We start from the raw sequence: 17664 nt of genomic DNA on the forward strand, positions 1-17664 counted from the left end.
AGACTATTTTTAAATTTCATAACGTAGCCTGAGATAATTTTAACCACAACCCTGAGCAAGAACAAAGCACTGCTTTGTTTGCAGCGCAAGGCGTAGCGGGGACTAGCGTGTTTTTTGGCGCTTCGTCGTTCCCTTGCGAAACAGTGTTTCTCATCATTTAGAATGACTAAATTTCGTATTTCGCGCCTAGTATCGCCTACAAAACACACCTAGTCGCAAACATAGACGAATTGTCCACAGCCCCTAATATCTTTGCTACTTTTTGCAGCCTTAATTGTTTCGCTGATCATAAAAATCATTTCAATCCAAATTTATTGTTATCACTTTGACTTGATCTCATTCCTCTAACAATTTTCTATGCTTAGAAAATATAGTGCTTTGAGCTTAGTAAGCCTTCACTCAGTTGTTGTATGGACACCACTATTTATTAGCAAACTCCATAAAGGATAAAAAATTATAAATAACAAAACTTTAATCCAATATAAATCATCATGATCCATTTTTATTTTACTTTGTAATCTTTTGTAAGTGAATCTTGTTAATTAAAATGTCATTATGACACTATATATGTATTGGCAATAAGCCACTTTATGAGAGTCAATTCATGTCTATTCAAATTCAAGATTCAAAACAGAACCTGATTCCTGTACAGACGATCCAATTTGCGGGTGGTGAAAGACATATCCAAATTTCGGCAGAAATTTTGAATACCTTGAAAGGTACAATGCAAATTCAAGCAAAAATTACCAATAGCCAAGAGCTCATAGATTACTTATTGCTCGAAAATGTATTGCTCAATCAAGGTTTAGAAATTGATTTAGAAATCCCTTATTTCCCTTATGCGCGTCAAGATCGCATTTGTGCAACTGGACAAGCTTTTTCATTAGAAGTTATGACAAAGCTGTTAAATATCAACAATGAAAAGTTTCCGCAGCAACGTAAATCCATCAAAGTCTGGGATGCTCATAGTGATGTGACAGAAAAACTTTTGCATGAAAATACACACTTTTTTGAAGTTGAAAATGTCCAACCTAGTGAAATAATTTTAAAAAATGAAATGTTAACGAAGCTTTTAACAACAAAGAAAACTGTTTTAGTCTGCCCAGATGCAGGTGCAAAACAGCGTACAAAGACAATTGCCAGTGCTGTAAATACATTTCGTGATCGTGAAATTGATGTGGTCTTTTGTGAGAAACGACGCGACCCTGTCACTGGAAAAATCCAAAATGCTCAGGTCAATGCAAAAGATTTATCGGGTAAAACCGCAGTCATTACTGACGATATCTGTGACGGCGGTGCAACGTTTATCGGCATTGCACAAGAGTTAAAAAAATTAAATTGTGAGCATGTGATTTTATACGTTACACACGGCATTTTTAGTAAGGGCTTACAAGTATTCGATGGTTTAGTCGATCAGATTTTTACTACAGACAGCTTCCCTCAAATCGAAAATCCAAAACTTAACGTTATTAAATTCAGCCGTTTCAGTACATTGTAATTATCAAATTTTAACTGCCTAATTTTAATTATCTAGGAGAACAACAATGAGCTTAAAAATTAATCCACTAAATGCCATCGATTTTTATAAAGCAGATCACAGACGTCAATACCCTGCTGGTACAGAATATGTTTATGCCAATTTTACGCCACGTTCTTCGCGTTTAGCTCAAATGCTACCTGATTTTGACGATAAAATCGTGTTCTTTGGTTTGCAAGGTTTTATCAAACATTTTTTAATCGAAACATGGAATGAAGGCTTTTTCCAGCAAGATAAAAACAAAGTGATCGCTGCTTATAAACATCGTATGGACAATGCCTTAGGTGAAGGGGCGATTCCAGTCGATCACATTGAAGCCTTATATGACTTAGGCTATTTACCAATTCGGATCAAAGCCTTGGCAGAAGGTAGCCGAGTCAACATGAAAGTTCCTGTACTGACTATTGTAAATACCTTACCTGAGTTCTTTTGGTTAACCAATTATTTGGAAACTGTACTCAGTGCAGAATTATGGAAAAGCTGTACCACTGCAACTATTGCATTTGAATACAAGCATTTACTTACAGCGTATGCAATCAAAACTGGTGCACCTTTAGATTTTGTTCCAGTTCAAGGACATGATTTTAGCAGTCGTGGAATGAGTGGAATCTATGATGCAACACAAAATGGTGTTGGTCACTTAACCAGTTTTATCGGTACAGATGCCGTCTCAGCGATTGATTATGCCGAAGAATATTACAATGCAGACGGTATTGTGGGAGTTTCAGTTCCTGCTACTGAACACAGTGTAATGTGTATGGGCAGTGAAGATAATGAAATTGGAACATTCAAACGTTTGATCACTGAACTTTATCCATCTGGCGTAGTCAGTATTGTGTCAGATACTTGGGACTTTTGGCGAGTCATTACAGAATTCACTGTTGAGTTAAAAGGTGAAATTCTTGCTCGCCAGCCTAATGCTCAGGGTCTTGCCAAACTGGTTTTCCGACCTGACTCTGGAGATCCTGTAAAAATCATATGTGGTGATCCTGAAGCACAAGTTGGCAGCCCTGCCTATAAAGGTGCTGTGGAATGTTTATGGGAAATCTTCGGGGGGACTAAAACAGACCGAGGTTATAAAGTGCTCAATGAACGTGTTGGCTTGATTTATGGTGATTCGATCACATTGGAACGCGCTTTAAAAATTCTGCAAGGATTAGAAGCCAAAGGTTTTGCTTCAAATAATCTTGTGTTTGGAATTGGGAGTTATACCTATAACTATTTAACCCGTGATACTTTTGGCTTTGCAGTGAAAGCAACATGGGGACAAGTGAATGGTATTCCACGTGAATTGTTTAAAGATCCTGCGACTGATTCTGGAACTAAAAAGTCGGCTAAAGGGCTACTTCGTGTAGAAAAATCTGAAACGGGCTTTGTATTGTTCGATCAACAATCCGCAGAGCAAGAACAACAAGGTGAGTTAGACACGGTGTTTGAGAATGGTCAATTGATTCAAGAATGCGCATTGAATGAAATTCGTGAGCGTTTAATATCAAGCCTATAGTATTAAAACCAAGCATTCAGTTTAGGATAAAACTGAATGCTTAAACTAAACTATTGAAAAACACCAGCAAAATAGAAATTCCCATTAATGGTATCTGAACCAATTTGTACATTATTAAAGGTAAAATTTTGCTTTAGGTAATCTACGCTTAAGCCTTTACAACTTATATTTCGGTTCCCACATAAAACTGTATCTTCACCTTGTGTATAGACTAAGCTTAGATGTCCTTTTATCTCTTGATTAATTGTAAGCACTCCATAATTTTCAAACTCAATTTGATACATTTTTTGATCATTTATTGCTTGAGCATACGTATTCTTATACCTTGGCACTAATTGAGTTGACTGGTTTAAGATTAAATTATATTGATCATATGGAACATACACATTTGCACTTAAAGTTTTAATTTTCTCTGCATCACTTTTTAAAATAATATTGTCTAAATTGAGTTCGAATCCTTTGTTAGAATTAGACCAAATCTCATTTGCTAAGTCTGAAATAGTATAAGTATCTGTGCCATCTAACACTCTGATCGAAATTGCATTTTCAGAATAAGTATTGAGATACTTTCTTATTGATAAAAATATTGTTTTATCGTCTTTTTTTAAAACTAACTCCTTATCAGTCCAATATAGCTTACCCTCCAAGCGAGTATCAAATTCTGCATAACTTTCAATATTATATTCTTCACTATCGTAAATCACTTTACCTTGAACTTTTACAATCGGAAAGCGATTAGTTTGAAAAATTGGCCAATTACTTTGGGCAAAGTAATTTAATTCTCCTGTGATTAAAACAGATTTAAAACCATTAAAATCTTTTAATTCTGAAGCATCTCCACGATAGTATTGGTTTGGCGCATCTTTAAATATAACTTGGATGTGTTTTTTTTGGTTCAATTCTTTAATTGAATAGTTTGTGTTTGAAGAGCAATCATAAAGTGGAAAACAAAAAATAAATTTTACATCTTGCGTATCAAAGTCTTTAAACAGCATAGCGAGTTTAGCCTTGTTGCCGTGATTCAGTTCAACAACAGAAAAGTCAGAACCATTTTTATTCGCAAAACTAGCAGATGTAATTGGTTGATTTCCTATCGCTGAAATTTTATAAGTGAGTTGGGAATCATCAAAGTTTAAAGTTTGGTTAATTCCCTCACCTTTAATTGTTATATAGCTAGAATGATTCGCTGTCCCAATAGAATTATCACTTCCACCACAACCTGACAGCAATAATAAACTCACTGCCGAATACATCACGATTTTTTTCATTATCCATTCCTTATAAGGATATTTATTAAGTTTTTATAAACAATCTTATAACATTAATTTTCCTTGGCTAATATCCTTTACCCTGTAATAATTCTAACTATCTTTAAATTTAATAAATTAAGCGAGCCTTATTGTGACCTTGAATGCTGAACAGGAATTTCTGTCGAGTTATAATAAAAAAGACTTTGATGCTCCCCTTTTCACAGTCGATATGGCTATTTTTTCTGTGGATGCTGGGCAGCTACAAGTTTTATTGATTAAGCGCTCCAATTTTCCACAAAAAGATAAATGGGCACTGCCGGGTGGTTTTGTTGATTTAACCCAAGATGCAGATTTAATGGCTTCTGCGCATCGTAAATTGGTTGAAAAAACGGGGCTACAATCTCCCCATTTGGAACAAGTGGCAACTGTGGGCAATGCAACGCGTGATCCTCGGGGCTGGGCAGTCACCGCCTTGTACTTTGCGCTCATTGATTTCAAAGAATTTCAGCAAGTCGCTACCGAACAAACTGAACATAGTGAATGGGTTTCAATCTCGGAAGCAAAAAAACGAGACTTGGCATTTGATCATTTACAGCTTTTGGAAATGGCGATTGATCGTTTAAGCCGTAAAGCGCGCTATACCGCTTTACCAGTCAGTTTGATGCCAAAACTATTTACGTTGACTGAATTACAGCAGATTTATGAAATTATTTTGGGTCAAAGCTTAGAGAAGAAATCGTTTAGACGTCGTATGATTGAAGCAGGTGCAGTTGAAGAAACAAATCAATCTAAAATTGCAGGTAAACGTCCTGCGCAACTGTATAAATATGCTTTCGAGAGCTATGATTTCCATTTTCCAAGAATTTTGGAATATCCACGTGACTTAAATCCGTCATGACTGAGATAAGATTAGTTCAAGCTTTTCCTCAAGAACTATTCGATGATGTTATATTGGTGGCTCAATATCTTGAAAATCAGAAAATACAACTTCATGACAATACCCAATGTGAAGTGATCATTCATCAAGCTTTGATCAAGATACCTGCCAGAATCTATATCAACGCTGTACAATCTGTTGAGTTTCAAAACTTTCCATTGATACAACGTCAAATTCTATGGTGTATTTTCACGCGCCATCATGATGGTTTTGTCCGGCAAAAAGCGCTTGAAAAACTACTTCAGCAAAATCTTGAATATTTTATGACGCCATTTATCTTTCAATTGCTAGGTGAATATGTGGCTGAAATTTTGAAAATCATTGAGCCACATCTCAATGAAAATAATCAAAACAAATGGAGTGATTTTATCTTAGAAAATTGTCAGTATTTTCAAACGACACAAAGCAGAATCGTCAGTTATTGGAATGAGTACTATCGGTCAAGCTATCCTGATTTTAAAAACTATATTGGTCATCAAATTTTAACCAAATTCAAAAAATATGAGGAATCACGCTTTAAATGAAATGCATAACTTAAGTTTGATTTATTGGTTACCAAAAACAATCACATAAGTTCCAATCTGTATTTTTTCTTCTAAGCAGCATGCCAGATGTTCTAAAAAATTCATTATTTTTATATCTTCAAAAGACAAATCCCTAAGGTCTGAAACAATTTTCTCTACTGCATTGTAATCAAAATAATTATCGGAACAAGGATCAAAACTATTCTCGAATTCATTTGTCAGCGGGCTAAAAAACGGAAATAAAGACCTAAATATTTCAATCACATAAGCAAAATCATCCTGTGGAATAAAATAAGTTCTAATGTTTTTATCTTGTACTCGCTCTAAGTTTTCATCTTCTGCCCAAATAAAGAAACCCACTTTATCAACATATTTGGGATTTTCCGCTATCGTCAACTTGATTGGACGTTGATTAAATTGATCAATCTTTTCAATAATTTTTTCAATATTCTGCTGATAAACAGGATTTATATAATATGTGTGAGCAAGCGTTTGGTCACATCCTGTCGCTAAACAAATTTTATTGAGATTATTTTGATGAAACTGAGTAAGCGATTGTTCAATATCGTCATTATTTTGTTTTAATAATGACAATGCTTCTGTCAATGAAACGTTTATTTTTGCTCGTAATATCTTGAGCTTTTCATTATTCATAACATACTCTTGTATTTATTCATGATTCCATTTTCAATATTTATACATCGTCACTGCCTAAATTATCTTATGTTAATTATACAATTAAATATCGATGGACAATAATTATGAACACCCTATGCTATTTTGAAATTCAGTCTTCAAACCCTGAACGTGAAATGAAGTTTTATCATGAGGTCTTTGGTTGGAAGTTTAACAAAGTCGAAGGTTTACCGATCCAATATTTTCAAATTGAGACAGCAACATTACATGGAGGCTTATTAGAAAGACCAGCGCAAACACCACCGACACAGTGTGGAACCAATGCCTTTACCTGCTCTTTTGAAGTTGAAGATTTTGATCAAACGGCTGAAAAAATTTTAGCCTTAGGTGGGCGCATCGCCATGGAAAAATTTGCCATCCCTAACAAATGTTGGCAAGGCTACTTTTTAGATGCAGACCATAATACCTTTGGTTTGGTTCAAGTTGATCCAAATGCACAATGATTTTAAGAAATGAAACAAATAACTACACCAAACTCAGATTGATTTAAGTGGTGAATTTAGAGAATTGATATTCTAGAGTGTTGGTTTTTTAAAAGCTTAACCAGACGAGTGATTGAGTGAAATACTGTTTGGCTTTTTATCTGCTTAGTCAGCCATCCTGACCTTTTACTCAATCACTCACTTTAAACCGAAGCAATCAAAAAAGTAGTCTATTCAATCACCACAAAAGAACTTCTTATCTGATTCATCCGTGAATTTATGCTACCTTATTTTACAACGCATTAAGATCACACACGCACATGACTGTACGCTTTCTTCATACTTCAGACTGGCATCTGGGACAATTCTTTTATAACCACTCGCGCCAGTATGAACATGAACAGTTTTTAGCGTGGTTATTGCTACAAATTCAAGAGAAACAGCCAAATGCCTTACTGATCGCAGGTGATATTTTTGATGTGATTAACCCGGCTTCATCGGCTCAAAAACAATTATATCAATTTCTTGCAGATGCACATGAGATTGCACCACATATGCAAACACTGATGATTGCAGGAAATCATGACTCAGGTTACCGTATCGAACAAGTAGAACCGTTACTTGAGAAATATCATGCCAAATCTGTTGGGGTGATTCATAAAAATAGTGAAGGTCAAATTGACTTAGATCGTTTACTGATTCCTATCTATGATCCGCAACGTCATATTATTGCTTGGTGTCTAAGTTTGCCCTTTTTACGTCCTGCTGAAATTACTGGATTTAATGAACAGACTCATAATAGTCAAAACGCAATTGCCTATTTACATCAACAGTTGATTGCAGAAGCTCGTAAGAGAAAAACGGCTGATCAAGCACTGATTTTAATGTCGCATGCGCATATGCAAGGTGGGGAAACTTCCGATTCTGAGCGCCCAATTATTGTAGGGAATGAAGAAGCTCTTTCAACGACGTTGTTTGAAGATATTCTTGACTATGTGGCACTTGGACATTTACACAAACCACAAAAAGTTGCACAAGCACATATTCGTTATAGTGGTTCGCCCATTCCACTGTCGTTTAGTGAAATCCACTACAAACATCAAATTGTAGACGTAAAAATTGATCCATCCAAAACAGATGAATCCCGCTTTGAGTTTGAAAGTATCTATATTCCACGGAGTATACAGCTCCATAAAATCAAAGGAGAATTGAGCGTTGTTTTTGCTCAGTTACATGCTTTGCCAAGTGGAGAAATTGACAATATTGATCATCGTGAATATGTCGATATTGAATATCATACGGATGTTCCCCCTCCGCCCAATTTACGCCAACAATTTGAAGAAGCCTTACCCAAAGATAGATACCGATTGGTGCGTATTTCAAGACAATACTTAAGCGCAGAAAAAAATGGGGATACACCGAGTACAATCCATCTCGAACCGCCTACGCCAGAAAAACTTTTTCAACAGCTCTGGGAAAAAAATGGTTATGCCAGTGATGATGCTGTTTTCAAAGACTTTTTAAATTTGCTGCAAGAAGCTGAGAAGTCACTCGAAAATGAACCTGAAGCATAGGAGTTTGCTGTGAAAATTTTATCGATACGACTCAAAAATCTAGCTTCGTTGTCTGGTGAACATTTTATTGATTTTGAATCTGAACCATTGGCTTCAGCTGGTTTAGTCGCAATCGTCGGGAAAACCGGGGCTGGAAAGTCCACTATTCTGGATGCGATGTGCCTTGCCCTATTTAATAAAATCCCACGTTTAAAAGACAGTGATGGTAAGTTACAAGATGTGGATGGTTCAGAACTTTTAACCAACTCCCCACTGACTGTACTGCGTCGAGGTACCGCGCATGGCTTTGCAGAGCTTTGTTTTGTTGCACAAGATCAAAAACATTATCTGGCTCGTTGGGAGCTAAAACGTTCACGTGAAAAAGCAGATGGAAAACTGCAAAGTGTACAACGTTATTTAAAATGTCTGACCGATGGAACAGTGATAGCGGATAAAGCCAAAGCTGTAGACAACAGTATTTATAAAATTACTCAATTGAGTTTCGAACAATTTACCCGTGCTGTACTTTTGGCACAATCTGAAGTCACAGCATTTTTAAAAGCACGTGATAATGAACGTGGAGAGTTACTCGAGTATTTAACCAATTCAGCAATTTTTGGAAAAATTGGTCAATTGGCATATGAAAAAACCAAATTGGTGGCTTCAAAACGTAAGGAACTTGAAAACCTACTGGGTCATATTGAACTGTTATCTGATGAGGATTTGGCTGAACTGTCGACTCAATTTCAATATATTGAAAACACCTATCAAAAATTACAATCAGAAAAAATCCAGCTTGAAAAACAACAGCTTTGGTTTGAACGTAAACAAAAATTAGATCAAGAGATTATTCTGAAACAGCAATTTTTAGATGCCCAACTCAAAGTACAACACGACTTACGACCTGAACGTGAATGTTTAATTCGTTTAGAAAAATTTTCGAGTATTCGCTCAAGTGTTTTTCAACAGCAACAGCTGAATAAAAATGAACAACAACTGACACCACAATTGCAAAAGCAACAACAACTGTTTGATCAGTTAAAGCTACAGTTTGAGCAGCAAAAGCAAAACTTCACTCAAGCTGAAACTGCTTTTAATGATATACAAAGTTTTGAAAACGCACATTTTGATGCTTTAAAAGAAGTACGTAAATGTATCCAAGAACGTGATTTTATTGGTACAGAATTTAAAAAAATTCAATCCAAACTCAATGAATTGGAACAATCAAAACATCCCTTACTAAGCCAGCAACAGGAAGTTGAACAACATATTCAACGTCTTAGCCAACAGCAACTAAATTTAAGTCAAAAACTTGTTGAGACACAACAATTTTCAAGTCTGGATAAAGGCTTGACAGCGCATATACAACAACTCAGTCAATTTATTCAACACTATCCAAACATCGAAAACCAACTCGGTAATTTAAGCCAAGCTGAAGATAAACTCAGACAGCAAAACGCTCAATTACAGGCTTTAATTGATCAATCAGGTACGATCGAGACGCTAGAAACAAGGCTTGAACAAACCCGCCAACAACGTGAAACGATACTTTACCAACTCAATCAATTTGACATCATCCAACAAAAATTACAGCAATTTTTTGAATTACAGTCAGAGTCTCAACAACTTATTGCTCAAATTCATCAAGGTCATACACAATTTCAACAACTAGAAAAAGCCACAGTTCAAGCTGAACAAGATTATCACAACGCAAAACAGGCTCGAACCAAGCTACAGGATATACTTCAACAACAACGCTTATTGCATACAGAAAATGTCGAGAATTTAAGAGCAGCACTTAAAGATGATCAACCATGTATCGTCTGTGGAAGTACCACCCATCCCTATAAAATGGATGATTCCATTGTTTCCAAAGCCTTGTTTGAACTACAACAGCAACAAGAACAGCAAGCTCTGCTTCAAGAGCAAGATACTTTTAACATTTGGCAGCTTAGTCAGCAGAATTTAACCCAATTCAATGCAGAGCAAGAACAACTAAAAACCTCGCAAAAAAGACTGGTTGAACGAATCGCAGTCACTCAACAGACTTGTGCTGAACAAATTGCTTCTGCAAGAATTAAGCTTGATCTCACTCAAACACAAGCTGAAATCATGTTACAGTTAGGTCAATTTACCCAACAATCTCAACAGCAGATTGAGCAAATCGACCAACAGTCCAAACAATCGATTCAAACGATAAAAACCCAACAACAATTGTTGCAGAGTACTCAGCACACATCACATTTATTACAACAAGCCAAAAACCTTCAGCACCAAATTCAGCATATCGTTTCATGTTTGTCTGAGCAGGAACAACACATGTGGCAACAGCAGACAGTCACCACCGCAGAAAATGTTTGTATCCGTTTAAAACAACGTGCGCAACAACTTGATCAACAAGAACAGCACAGTAAGCAATTAGATTTATACGCCCAACAACAACACAGTATTCAACTCAACCTAGACAATATCTCCAAGCAAATTGCTGATACTGCTCAAAGCTTAGCGGAGATTAAACTTAAAGGATTACAAAATACAGAAACTGCAAATCAATTAATTTTCAGCATGACGGGATTAAATGAAGTGAAGCCGAATGAATGGCTAGCTCAGCATGATCTGAAACGCCAGCAAAGCCAACAACATTATCAACAACTCAAACAAAACTTTGAGCAATTGCGTAATCAATTTGAACAAGAAAAGAGCCAGCTTGAACAGCTCAAAGCTCAGCTCACCCAAAATCTAAATCATCTCAATCAAGTGCAGTTTGAAATCCAACAATGGTTAACAGAACATCCAGATTTTCAATTAGAAGATTTAAGCAACTTGGCGCAAATTACACCACCACAAGAACAGCAAATTCGAAAGCAATTACAGCAAGCTGAACGCACATTGAATGAAGCCCATTCAGCACTGAAAACCATTCAGGAACAACTCTCAGAACATCTAACGCTTCAACCAGAAATAGTGAGCAATGAATTACAACAATTGATGATAAGAAATAGTGAAGCGCTAAACACGCAAATTGAAATTCGAGATCAACTCAAACTCAAACTCGAATTACATCAGCAGAATGTCATGAAGCAAAAACAGTTTGCAGATCAAATTCACAACGTCCAGCAAGAAGAACATCGTTGGGGGAAAATTTCAGGTTTGATGGGGGATGCAACAGGTAAAAAATTTAGAGATTATGCGCAACAGTATAATTTGGATATTTTACTTGAACATGCCAATCTGCAATTGGCGATGCTGTCTCAACGCTATACGCTTAAACGTCTCGAAAACTCTCTAAGTCTCGCCATTATTGATCATGATATGGATGGTGAAACTCGATCTGTTGCTTCACTGTCGGGTGGCGAGTCATTCTTAACAGCACTAGCGCTCTCTCTAGCAATTGCCAATATGGCTTCAGGTTCAATGAAAATTGAATCCTTATTTATTGATGAAGGTTTTGGAACACTGGATGCTTCATCATTACATATGGTAATGAATGCTTTGGATCAACTGCAAAATCAAGGGCGTAAAATTGTACTAATTTCACATATACAGGAAATGCATGAACGCATCCCTGTACAAATTCAAGTCCGAGCTTTAGGTGCAGGTGCCAGTACGATAGAAGTAGTCAGTTAAAAAAAGGAGGATATTAACCCTCCTCGAACTGGACTTAACGTATTCAGTGATTTGCTAAATATTCTTTTTTAGCTTGATCACAAATTTCTTTTTTATCACTCAAGCCTTGGGTTGCTGTTTCGAGGGTTTCATCAAAGGTGGTATCAAACTGTTTGTAATCTCGGTCATACTGTACTTTATATTTTTGATTATTTTTTAATACAGCGATTGAACTCTGAATGGCGACACACATTGGATAAAGTTCCTTCCGATCCTGTGTTTGAGTTGCACGATCAGTAATTTCTTCGATTTTTCCCAAAATCGTATCAAAGTTCTTTTGAAATTTTTCATAACTCGGTTGAGTTGCAATAAGGGATTTATATTGATCTTCGATTGGATTGGCAAATGATTGTATGGAAGCCATGCCCAGTAAAGTGATCACACAAACTTTAACTAATTTCATTATATATTGACTCTTTTGTTTATTAATGGGTTCAAGTGTTTAAAAGCATAGGCTGTTTTCACGAATGCCCTATGCTCGTTGAAAAGATAATTTATCGATCTGCTGGAAATGCATTGGGTGGCGGCGCATATTTATTTACAGGTTTCGCCTTTTCTTCTGGTGCTTCTAACTCATACACTACAGTACCGATTACACCTGTATTTTGAATAGAGCCTTGATCAGAATTAGCAGCATAAGCATCTTTAGGCTTACTAAACGTAAAAGATGCTACAGCAGAATCACTCTTACGGAAACCTTCGATTTTCAAGGTGTCATGCGCATGCAATACATAACCTGCATTGCTCCGAGAAGCTTCACTGCCATTAATTACATCAATACCATCAACACTGGCAACAATTTCAAAGGTCTTACCCGTATTATTTTCATACTGTAATTGATAACTTTGCCCTTCACGCCCTGACAAATAATATTTTTGCCCCACACGATACATGGGAATGAACTGACCATGATCATCGACCACAGAAAAACTAATTTTTCCTGCCGCGATTGAAATAGAATTCACTGATTTTCCTTGATAGTTTTTATCAGCATATTGCAAAATTGTTTCAGCCAATGACGTTTCAGATTTACGTTTTAACTGCACTTCTGTGACCTTGGAATCAATTTCATCACCCCACTTCGTACCCAGTTTTTCATCAGCAGAGACTTGGTTATTGGCAGCTTCAGCAGCAGCATCGGTACTGGTCGTTTCAGCCGATGAGTTGGATGAACTTTCATCTGTTTTTTTCGCACAAGCAGCAAGAAAAATACACAGCAAAAGGCAGAGAAATATATTTATATTTTTCATTATCAAACCTATTTTAAAGTAATAAGTTACATTCCAATCATTATAATGCCTTGTATTTATTCAATAACATTGAACAATTAGAAAGATGTTTCAGTTAGATTATTATCAGCCATATCATAACTGAGCAATGTTTGATGTACTATTTTTTAATTATTGCAATTGTGTAACATTATAACATCCTAGAGCATTCTAGGATGTTAAAACCTATAGTTTGCCTAAACTCAATCACTTAATCTGCTGGAAAAGCATTAGGAGCAGGAGCATAGCCATCCTTTGAATTTTTAGCAGGCTGATATTGAGGTGCTTTTAATTCATACACCACTGTTCCAATCACACCGGTATTTTGAATAGATCCATTTGCAGAATTAGCAGCATATGCATCTTTAGGGCGACTAAAAGTAAATGAAGCGACTGAAGAATTACTCTTTCTAAATCCTTCAATTGCAAATGAACTGTATGGTCGTAACACATAACCACTATTTGAACGTGAAGCTCGGCTACCATCTAAAACATCTAAACCATCCACACTCGCGACAATTTCAAATGTTTGATTGCTGGTATTTGAATAGCGAAGTTGATAGCTTTGCCCATCTATGGCTGAAAGGTAATAATTTTGTCCATCACGGTAAAGTGGTAAAATTCGACCACGATCATCTACAACAGAAAAACTCACTTTGCCAGCTGCCAGAGAAATGCTATTAATATTACGTCCCGAAAATTGCTTATTGGCATAACGAATTTGAGTTTCATCAATTGGACGATTGCTTAAGCGTTTTAAATCCACTTGGGTCACATAAGAATTTAGATCATCACCCCATTTTGTCCCCAAACGTTCTTCTGATCGCACTTGATTTTGTTTGGATGTTGTACTTGCAGGTCTAGGCGCCGGTTTGGCTGAAGGTGCTGGTTCTGTCTCTAAACTTATGGCATCGTTTGATGGCGAATACTTTGTTGTACTGCAGGCGCTGATTAAAACACAAAGACACAACCACAATAACATTTTGGATTTATTCATATTCTATTTCCAGTTTCTAAATTTTATTTCACTAAGTATAGTCAACTTAACAAGTGCTGTGCATCGAAAATTGTAGAATATATTTTAAAGTCCCTGTTCAACGATTCAAGACAAATACTTCGATATATTTGTCCTGAATACTTATTTTTTAGTGTGAGTATAATCCTCGCGCAGCGCTTAACTCAGTGCTAAAACTACACCTGCAAAGCCAATACAATAAAAACCGAACAGCTGCCAACGTCCATGTTCTAGCCAGCTAGATAACCACTTTAAAGCAGCAAGACCTGCAATAAAGCTAAATACCATTCCCAATACACTCGGAAAAAGGAGTTGGCTTAAATGCATATGTTGAAAATTCTCCGCATGCATAAGACGATAAAACTCTTTAACAATCACAGCAGGTGTGAGCACTACAGCCAACGCAAAACTAAACTCTTCCGCTTTTTGGCGAGCAACACCTAAAAATAATCCTGTTGAAATGGTGGCACCAGAACGTGAAAAACCTCGAAATGGTAGACATAAAGCTTGTATCGCACCAATCCATGCCGCACTTTTCAAGCTGATTTCACCAGTTTGTCCACGATCTAATCGCGCAGATAAAATAATCAATATCCCTGCTGAGACTAATGCAGCAGCCATTAATTTTGAATTACTAAATAACTGTTCTATTTCAAAGTGATTTGCTCCTGCAAAAAACACATGTTTAATCAAGGCTTGTAGGGTTAATCCAAGTATGCCGGTAATGGCTGTGGCAAGAATAATAAAACCTGCTTGTTTCTTAAAATTAGTGATGGATGAAAAATATGTCTTACGCCAAGATGCCCAGAAATAAACAATGACGGCAAACATTGTACCTGTATGTAGCATGACCAAGAGAAAAGTCATATCCGGTGCAGAAGGATCAAAGCCCATTAATTTTTCAGCCAAAATGACATGGGCAGAACTGGATACAGGAAGCAACTCTGCCAAGCCTTGAATAATGGCAAGAATAAGCACATGAAAAATAGTCATCAATGCTCTCAGGTTTAAAATGATGTTTGCCTTATACGTTTACAGCATTAAAACTAAATTAAAATAAACTTAAACCACAACAAACGCAGTACTCCACTTCAAGCATAGGGCTAAAAATGCTATTCGTTTTTAGTGGAATAATCTCGTGCACCAAATAATGCTGTACCAATCCGAACCATCGTTGAGCCTGCAGCAATTGCTTCTACCAGATCTCCTGACATTCCCATACTCAGGGTATCCCAATCTTCAGGACGAACATGGAACACTTTAACTTGGTCAAATAACTGCTTGGCATCTTGAAATGCTTCAGTGTGATGTGGTGCAGGAATCACCATCAGCCCTCTTAACCTTAAATGCGGCAACAGGCTGATTTGCTTGACCAATTCAACAACTTCGTCAGGCTGACAGCCATCTTTGCTGTCTTGTGCATCAATATTCACTTGTAAACAGATATTTAAAGGGTCTTGAGTTACATCTCTTTGTTTCGATAAACGTTCAGCAATTATAAAACGATCTACGCCATGCACCCATGCAAACTTTTCGGCAAGATGCTTGGTTTTATTGCGTTGTACATGACCGATAAAATGCCACTCAATATCCAAATCTTTTAAATCTTCAATTTTATCCAAGGCTTCTTGTAAATAATTTTCCCCAAACGAGCGTTGCCCTGTGCTGTACATTTCTCGTAATAATGGACTTGGATGTGTTTTAGAAACCGCCAATAACTGGACCTGTCCCAGATCTCGATTTGCAGCCAAGCAGGCATCCTGAATTTGTGCTAATACATGATTTCGAGCTTGATTTAGATCATTCATTGACGGGGTTCTCATTTCATAAAAATTTCAGCTTCCAAGCAATTAAATTGTTGGTTATGCTGAGTGAAAAGCCTTATTATTCTACAAAATAATCAGGGTATGTTGATTGTTCATCAATGGCTTGTACGTGGCAGGCAAAAATTAAACAAACCATGAGTGAAATATAAAGAATAGCAAAACTATTTTAAAATTTCATAACGCAGTTTGAAATAATTTTAGCCATAACTATTGCACGAACAAAGCATTACTTTGTTCTTAATGTATGACAAAACGAGAAACCGAGGTGTTTTTTTACTGCTAAAACGTTACTTTGCGAAATATGGTTTCTCATCATTTAGAATAACGCCATTTCGTAGTTTCTGCAGAAGAACCAAAAACACTGAGATCGTCAGCAACATAGATGAACGCTCTTTACCCTAGGCTAAGAGATTTTATTCGGGGACATTATGGATATTACAGAATTATTGGCGTTTTCCGTTAAAAATGGTGCGTCTGACTTACACCTTTCAGCGGGTATGCCACCGATGATTCGTGTTGATGGTGAAGTCCGCCGTATCAATTTACCAGCATTGGAACATAAAGAAGTTCATAGACTGGTCTATGACATCATGAATGACAAACAACGTCGAGATTTTGAAGAACAATTAGAGACTGACTTCTCTTTTGAAGTTCCAGGCGTTGCCCGTTTCCGTGTTAACGCATTTAACCAAAACCGTGGTGCAGGTGCGGTATTCCGTACCATTCCATCCAAAGTCCTGACTATGGAGGATCTTGGTTTAGGACAAATCTTTAAAGACCTTTGTGACTTACCACGTGGTTTAATTTTGGTTACAGGTCCAACAGGTTCTGGTAAATCAACCACTTTGGCTTCGATGATTGACTTCATCAATGACAATCGTTATGACCATATTTTAACTGTCGAAGATCCAATCGAATTTGTACACCAATCTAAAAAGTGCTTGATCAACCAACGTGAAGTGCACCGTGATACACATGGCTTTAACGAGGCGCTACGTTCTGCACTGCGTGAAGATCCAGACATTATCCTTGTCGGTGAGATGCGTGACCTTGAAACTATCCGCCTTGCACTTACCGCAGCAGAAACAGGTCACTTGGTCTTTGGTACGCTGCATACCACTTCCGCAGCGAAGACCATTGACCGTGTGATTGATGTATTCCCTGCCGAAGAAAAAGACATGGTGCGTGCCATGCTTTCTGAATCACTACAAGCTGTTATTTCTCAAACCCTTTTAAAGAAAAATGGGGGTGGACGTGTTGCTGCACATGAAATCATGATCGGTATTCCTGCCATTCGTAACCTGATTCGTGAAAACAAAGTTGCACAGATGTATTCAGCAATTCAGACTGGTGCAAACTATGGTATGACCACCCTAGATCAAAGCTTAAAAGCGCTGGTTGCCAAAGGTGTAATTAGTCCTCAAGTTGCGCGAAATGTCGCAAAACAACCAGAATCATTTCTATAA

15 protein-coding genes are annotated in these 17664 nt (G+C 36.9%); 8 read left to right on the top strand and 7 right to left on the bottom strand.

What is annotated here, in order from left to right; all coding sequences use genetic code 11:
- Nucleotides 1-604: 604 nt before the first annotated feature.
- Nucleotides 605-1498, top strand: coding sequence for a ribose-phosphate diphosphokinase (prs, locus tag F938_RS07960; protein WP_005030830.1), 894 nt, complete (start codon nucleotides 605-607; stop codon nucleotides 1496-1498).
- 46 nt (nucleotides 1499-1544) lie between these two features.
- The gene (locus F938_RS07965; RefSeq protein WP_005030831.1) at nucleotides 1545-3041 is read left to right on the top strand and encodes a nicotinate phosphoribosyltransferase; all 1497 of its coding nucleotides are present in this window, start codon (nucleotides 1545-1547) and stop codon (nucleotides 3039-3041) included.
- 50 nt (nucleotides 3042-3091) lie between these two features.
- On the opposite strand, the gene F938_RS07970 is transcribed toward F938_RS07965, so the two are convergent.
- Nucleotides 3092-4309 (bottom strand): hypothetical protein, encoded by a 1218-nt coding sequence (locus tag F938_RS07970; protein WP_005030833.1) that lies wholly within the window; start codon nucleotides 4307-4309, stop codon nucleotides 3092-3094.
- A gap of 133 nt (nucleotides 4310-4442) precedes the next feature.
- Between F938_RS07970 and ntrR the strand changes: the two genes are divergently transcribed.
- Nucleotides 4443-5189, top strand: a complete 747-nt coding sequence (gene ntrR / locus F938_RS07975) for an ADPR responsive transcriptional repressor NtrR (RefSeq protein ID WP_005030835.1) — start codon at nucleotides 4443-4445, stop codon at nucleotides 5187-5189.
- Entirely contained in the window at nucleotides 5186-5752 is a 567-nt protein-coding gene (locus F938_RS07980) for a hypothetical protein (protein ID WP_005030836.1), read from the top strand. Before ntrR ends, F938_RS07980 begins: the two co-directional genes overlap by 4 nt.
- 21 nt (nucleotides 5753-5773) lie before the next feature.
- On the opposite strand, the gene F938_RS07985 is transcribed toward F938_RS07980, so the two are convergent.
- Nucleotides 5774-6406: a hypothetical protein gene (locus F938_RS07985; RefSeq protein WP_005030837.1), complete on the bottom strand. Its 633-nt coding sequence runs from the start codon at nucleotides 6404-6406 to the stop codon at nucleotides 5774-5776.
- Nucleotides 6407-6513: 107 nt separating this feature from the next.
- Between F938_RS07985 and F938_RS07990 the strand changes: the two genes are divergently transcribed.
- From F938_RS07990 to F938_RS08000, 3 genes are all read left to right on the top strand, one after another.
- Entirely contained in the window at nucleotides 6514-6891 is a 378-nt protein-coding gene (locus F938_RS07990; protein ID WP_004828070.1) for a VOC family protein, read from the top strand.
- 299 nt (nucleotides 6892-7190) lie between these two features.
- Nucleotides 7191-8444, top strand: a complete 1254-nt coding sequence (locus F938_RS07995; protein ID WP_005030838.1) for an exonuclease SbcCD subunit D — start codon at nucleotides 7191-7193, stop codon at nucleotides 8442-8444.
- A 9-nt stretch (nucleotides 8445-8453) separates the two neighbouring features.
- Nucleotides 8454-12050, top strand: coding sequence for an AAA family ATPase (locus F938_RS08000; protein ID WP_005030839.1), 3597 nt, complete (start codon nucleotides 8454-8456; stop codon nucleotides 12048-12050).
- A 43-nt stretch (nucleotides 12051-12093) separates the two neighbouring features.
- Here the strand turns inward: F938_RS08000 and F938_RS08005 are convergent, their stop codons facing one another.
- The 5 genes from F938_RS08005 to F938_RS08025 all read right to left on the bottom strand — a co-directional run bounded on the left by F938_RS08005 (nucleotide 12094) and on the right by F938_RS08025 (nucleotide 16180).
- Nucleotides 12094-12492 carry a hypothetical protein gene (locus F938_RS08005; RefSeq protein WP_005030840.1) on the bottom strand — a complete coding sequence of 133 codons (399 nt, stop codon included), beginning with the start codon at nucleotides 12490-12492 and terminating at the stop codon, nucleotides 12094-12096.
- 91 nt (nucleotides 12493-12583) lie between these two features.
- The gene (locus F938_RS08010) at nucleotides 12584-13339 is read right to left on the bottom strand and encodes a hypothetical protein (RefSeq protein ID WP_005030841.1); all 756 of its coding nucleotides are present in this window, start codon (nucleotides 13337-13339) and stop codon (nucleotides 12584-12586) included.
- Between the two features lie 229 nt (nucleotides 13340-13568).
- Nucleotides 13569-14354 carry a hypothetical protein gene (locus tag F938_RS08015; RefSeq protein WP_005030842.1) on the bottom strand — a complete coding sequence of 262 codons (786 nt, stop codon included), beginning with the start codon at nucleotides 14352-14354 and terminating at the stop codon, nucleotides 13569-13571.
- Between the two features lie 177 nt (nucleotides 14355-14531).
- Nucleotides 14532-15365, bottom strand: a complete 834-nt coding sequence (locus tag F938_RS08020; RefSeq protein WP_005030843.1) for an undecaprenyl-diphosphate phosphatase — start codon at nucleotides 15363-15365, stop codon at nucleotides 14532-14534.
- A gap of 119 nt (nucleotides 15366-15484) precedes the next feature.
- Nucleotides 15485-16180, bottom strand: a complete 696-nt coding sequence (locus tag F938_RS08025; RefSeq protein WP_005030844.1) for a YggS family pyridoxal phosphate-dependent enzyme — start codon at nucleotides 16178-16180, stop codon at nucleotides 15485-15487.
- Nucleotides 16181-16626: 446 nt separating this feature from the next.
- Here F938_RS08025 and F938_RS08030 point away from each other — a divergent pair, with 446 nt between their 5' ends.
- A complete protein-coding gene (locus F938_RS08030; protein WP_005030845.1) occupies nucleotides 16627-17664 on the top strand; it encodes a type IV pilus twitching motility protein PilT in 1038 nt (345 codons plus the stop codon).

This window comes from Acinetobacter bereziniae LMG 1003 = CIP 70.12 (genome assembly GCF_000368925.1).
Lineage (GTDB): Bacteria > Pseudomonadota > Gammaproteobacteria > Pseudomonadales > Moraxellaceae > Acinetobacter > Acinetobacter bereziniae.

Excerpts from the sequence above, each read along its gene's own strand:
- prs (WP_005030830.1), top strand. The coding sequence starts at position 605 with ATGTCTATTCAAATTCAAGATTCAAAACAGAACCTGATTCCTGTACAG.
- F938_RS07965 (WP_005030831.1), top strand. The coding sequence starts at position 1,545 with ATGAGCTTAAAAATTAATCCACTAAATGCCATCGATTTTTATAAAGCA.
- F938_RS07970 (WP_005030833.1), bottom strand. The coding sequence starts at position 4,309 with ATGAAAAAAATCGTGATGTATTCGGCAGTGAGTTTATTATTGCTGTCA.
- F938_RS07980 (WP_005030836.1), top strand. The coding sequence starts at position 5,186 with ATGACTGAGATAAGATTAGTTCAAGCTTTTCCTCAAGAACTATTCGAT.
- F938_RS07985 (WP_005030837.1), bottom strand. The coding sequence starts at position 6,406 with ATGAATAATGAAAAGCTCAAGATATTACGAGCAAAAATAAACGTTTCA.
- F938_RS07990 (WP_004828070.1), top strand. The coding sequence starts at position 6,514 with ATGAACACCCTATGCTATTTTGAAATTCAGTCTTCAAACCCTGAACGT.
- F938_RS07995 (WP_005030838.1), top strand. The coding sequence starts at position 7,191 with ATGACTGTACGCTTTCTTCATACTTCAGACTGGCATCTGGGACAATTC.
- F938_RS08005 (WP_005030840.1), bottom strand. The coding sequence starts at position 12,492 with ATGAAATTAGTTAAAGTTTGTGTGATCACTTTACTGGGCATGGCTTCC.
- F938_RS08010 (WP_005030841.1), bottom strand. The coding sequence starts at position 13,339 with ATGAAAAATATAAATATATTTCTCTGCCTTTTGCTGTGTATTTTTCTT.
- F938_RS08015 (WP_005030842.1), bottom strand. The coding sequence starts at position 14,354 with ATGAATAAATCCAAAATGTTATTGTGGTTGTGTCTTTGTGTTTTAATC.
- F938_RS08020 (WP_005030843.1), bottom strand. The coding sequence starts at position 15,365 with ATGACTATTTTTCATGTGCTTATTCTTGCCATTATTCAAGGCTTGGCA.
- F938_RS08025 (WP_005030844.1), bottom strand. The coding sequence starts at position 16,180 with ATGAATGATCTAAATCAAGCTCGAAATCATGTATTAGCACAAATTCAG.
- F938_RS08030 (WP_005030845.1), top strand. The coding sequence starts at position 16,627 with ATGGATATTACAGAATTATTGGCGTTTTCCGTTAAAAATGGTGCGTCT.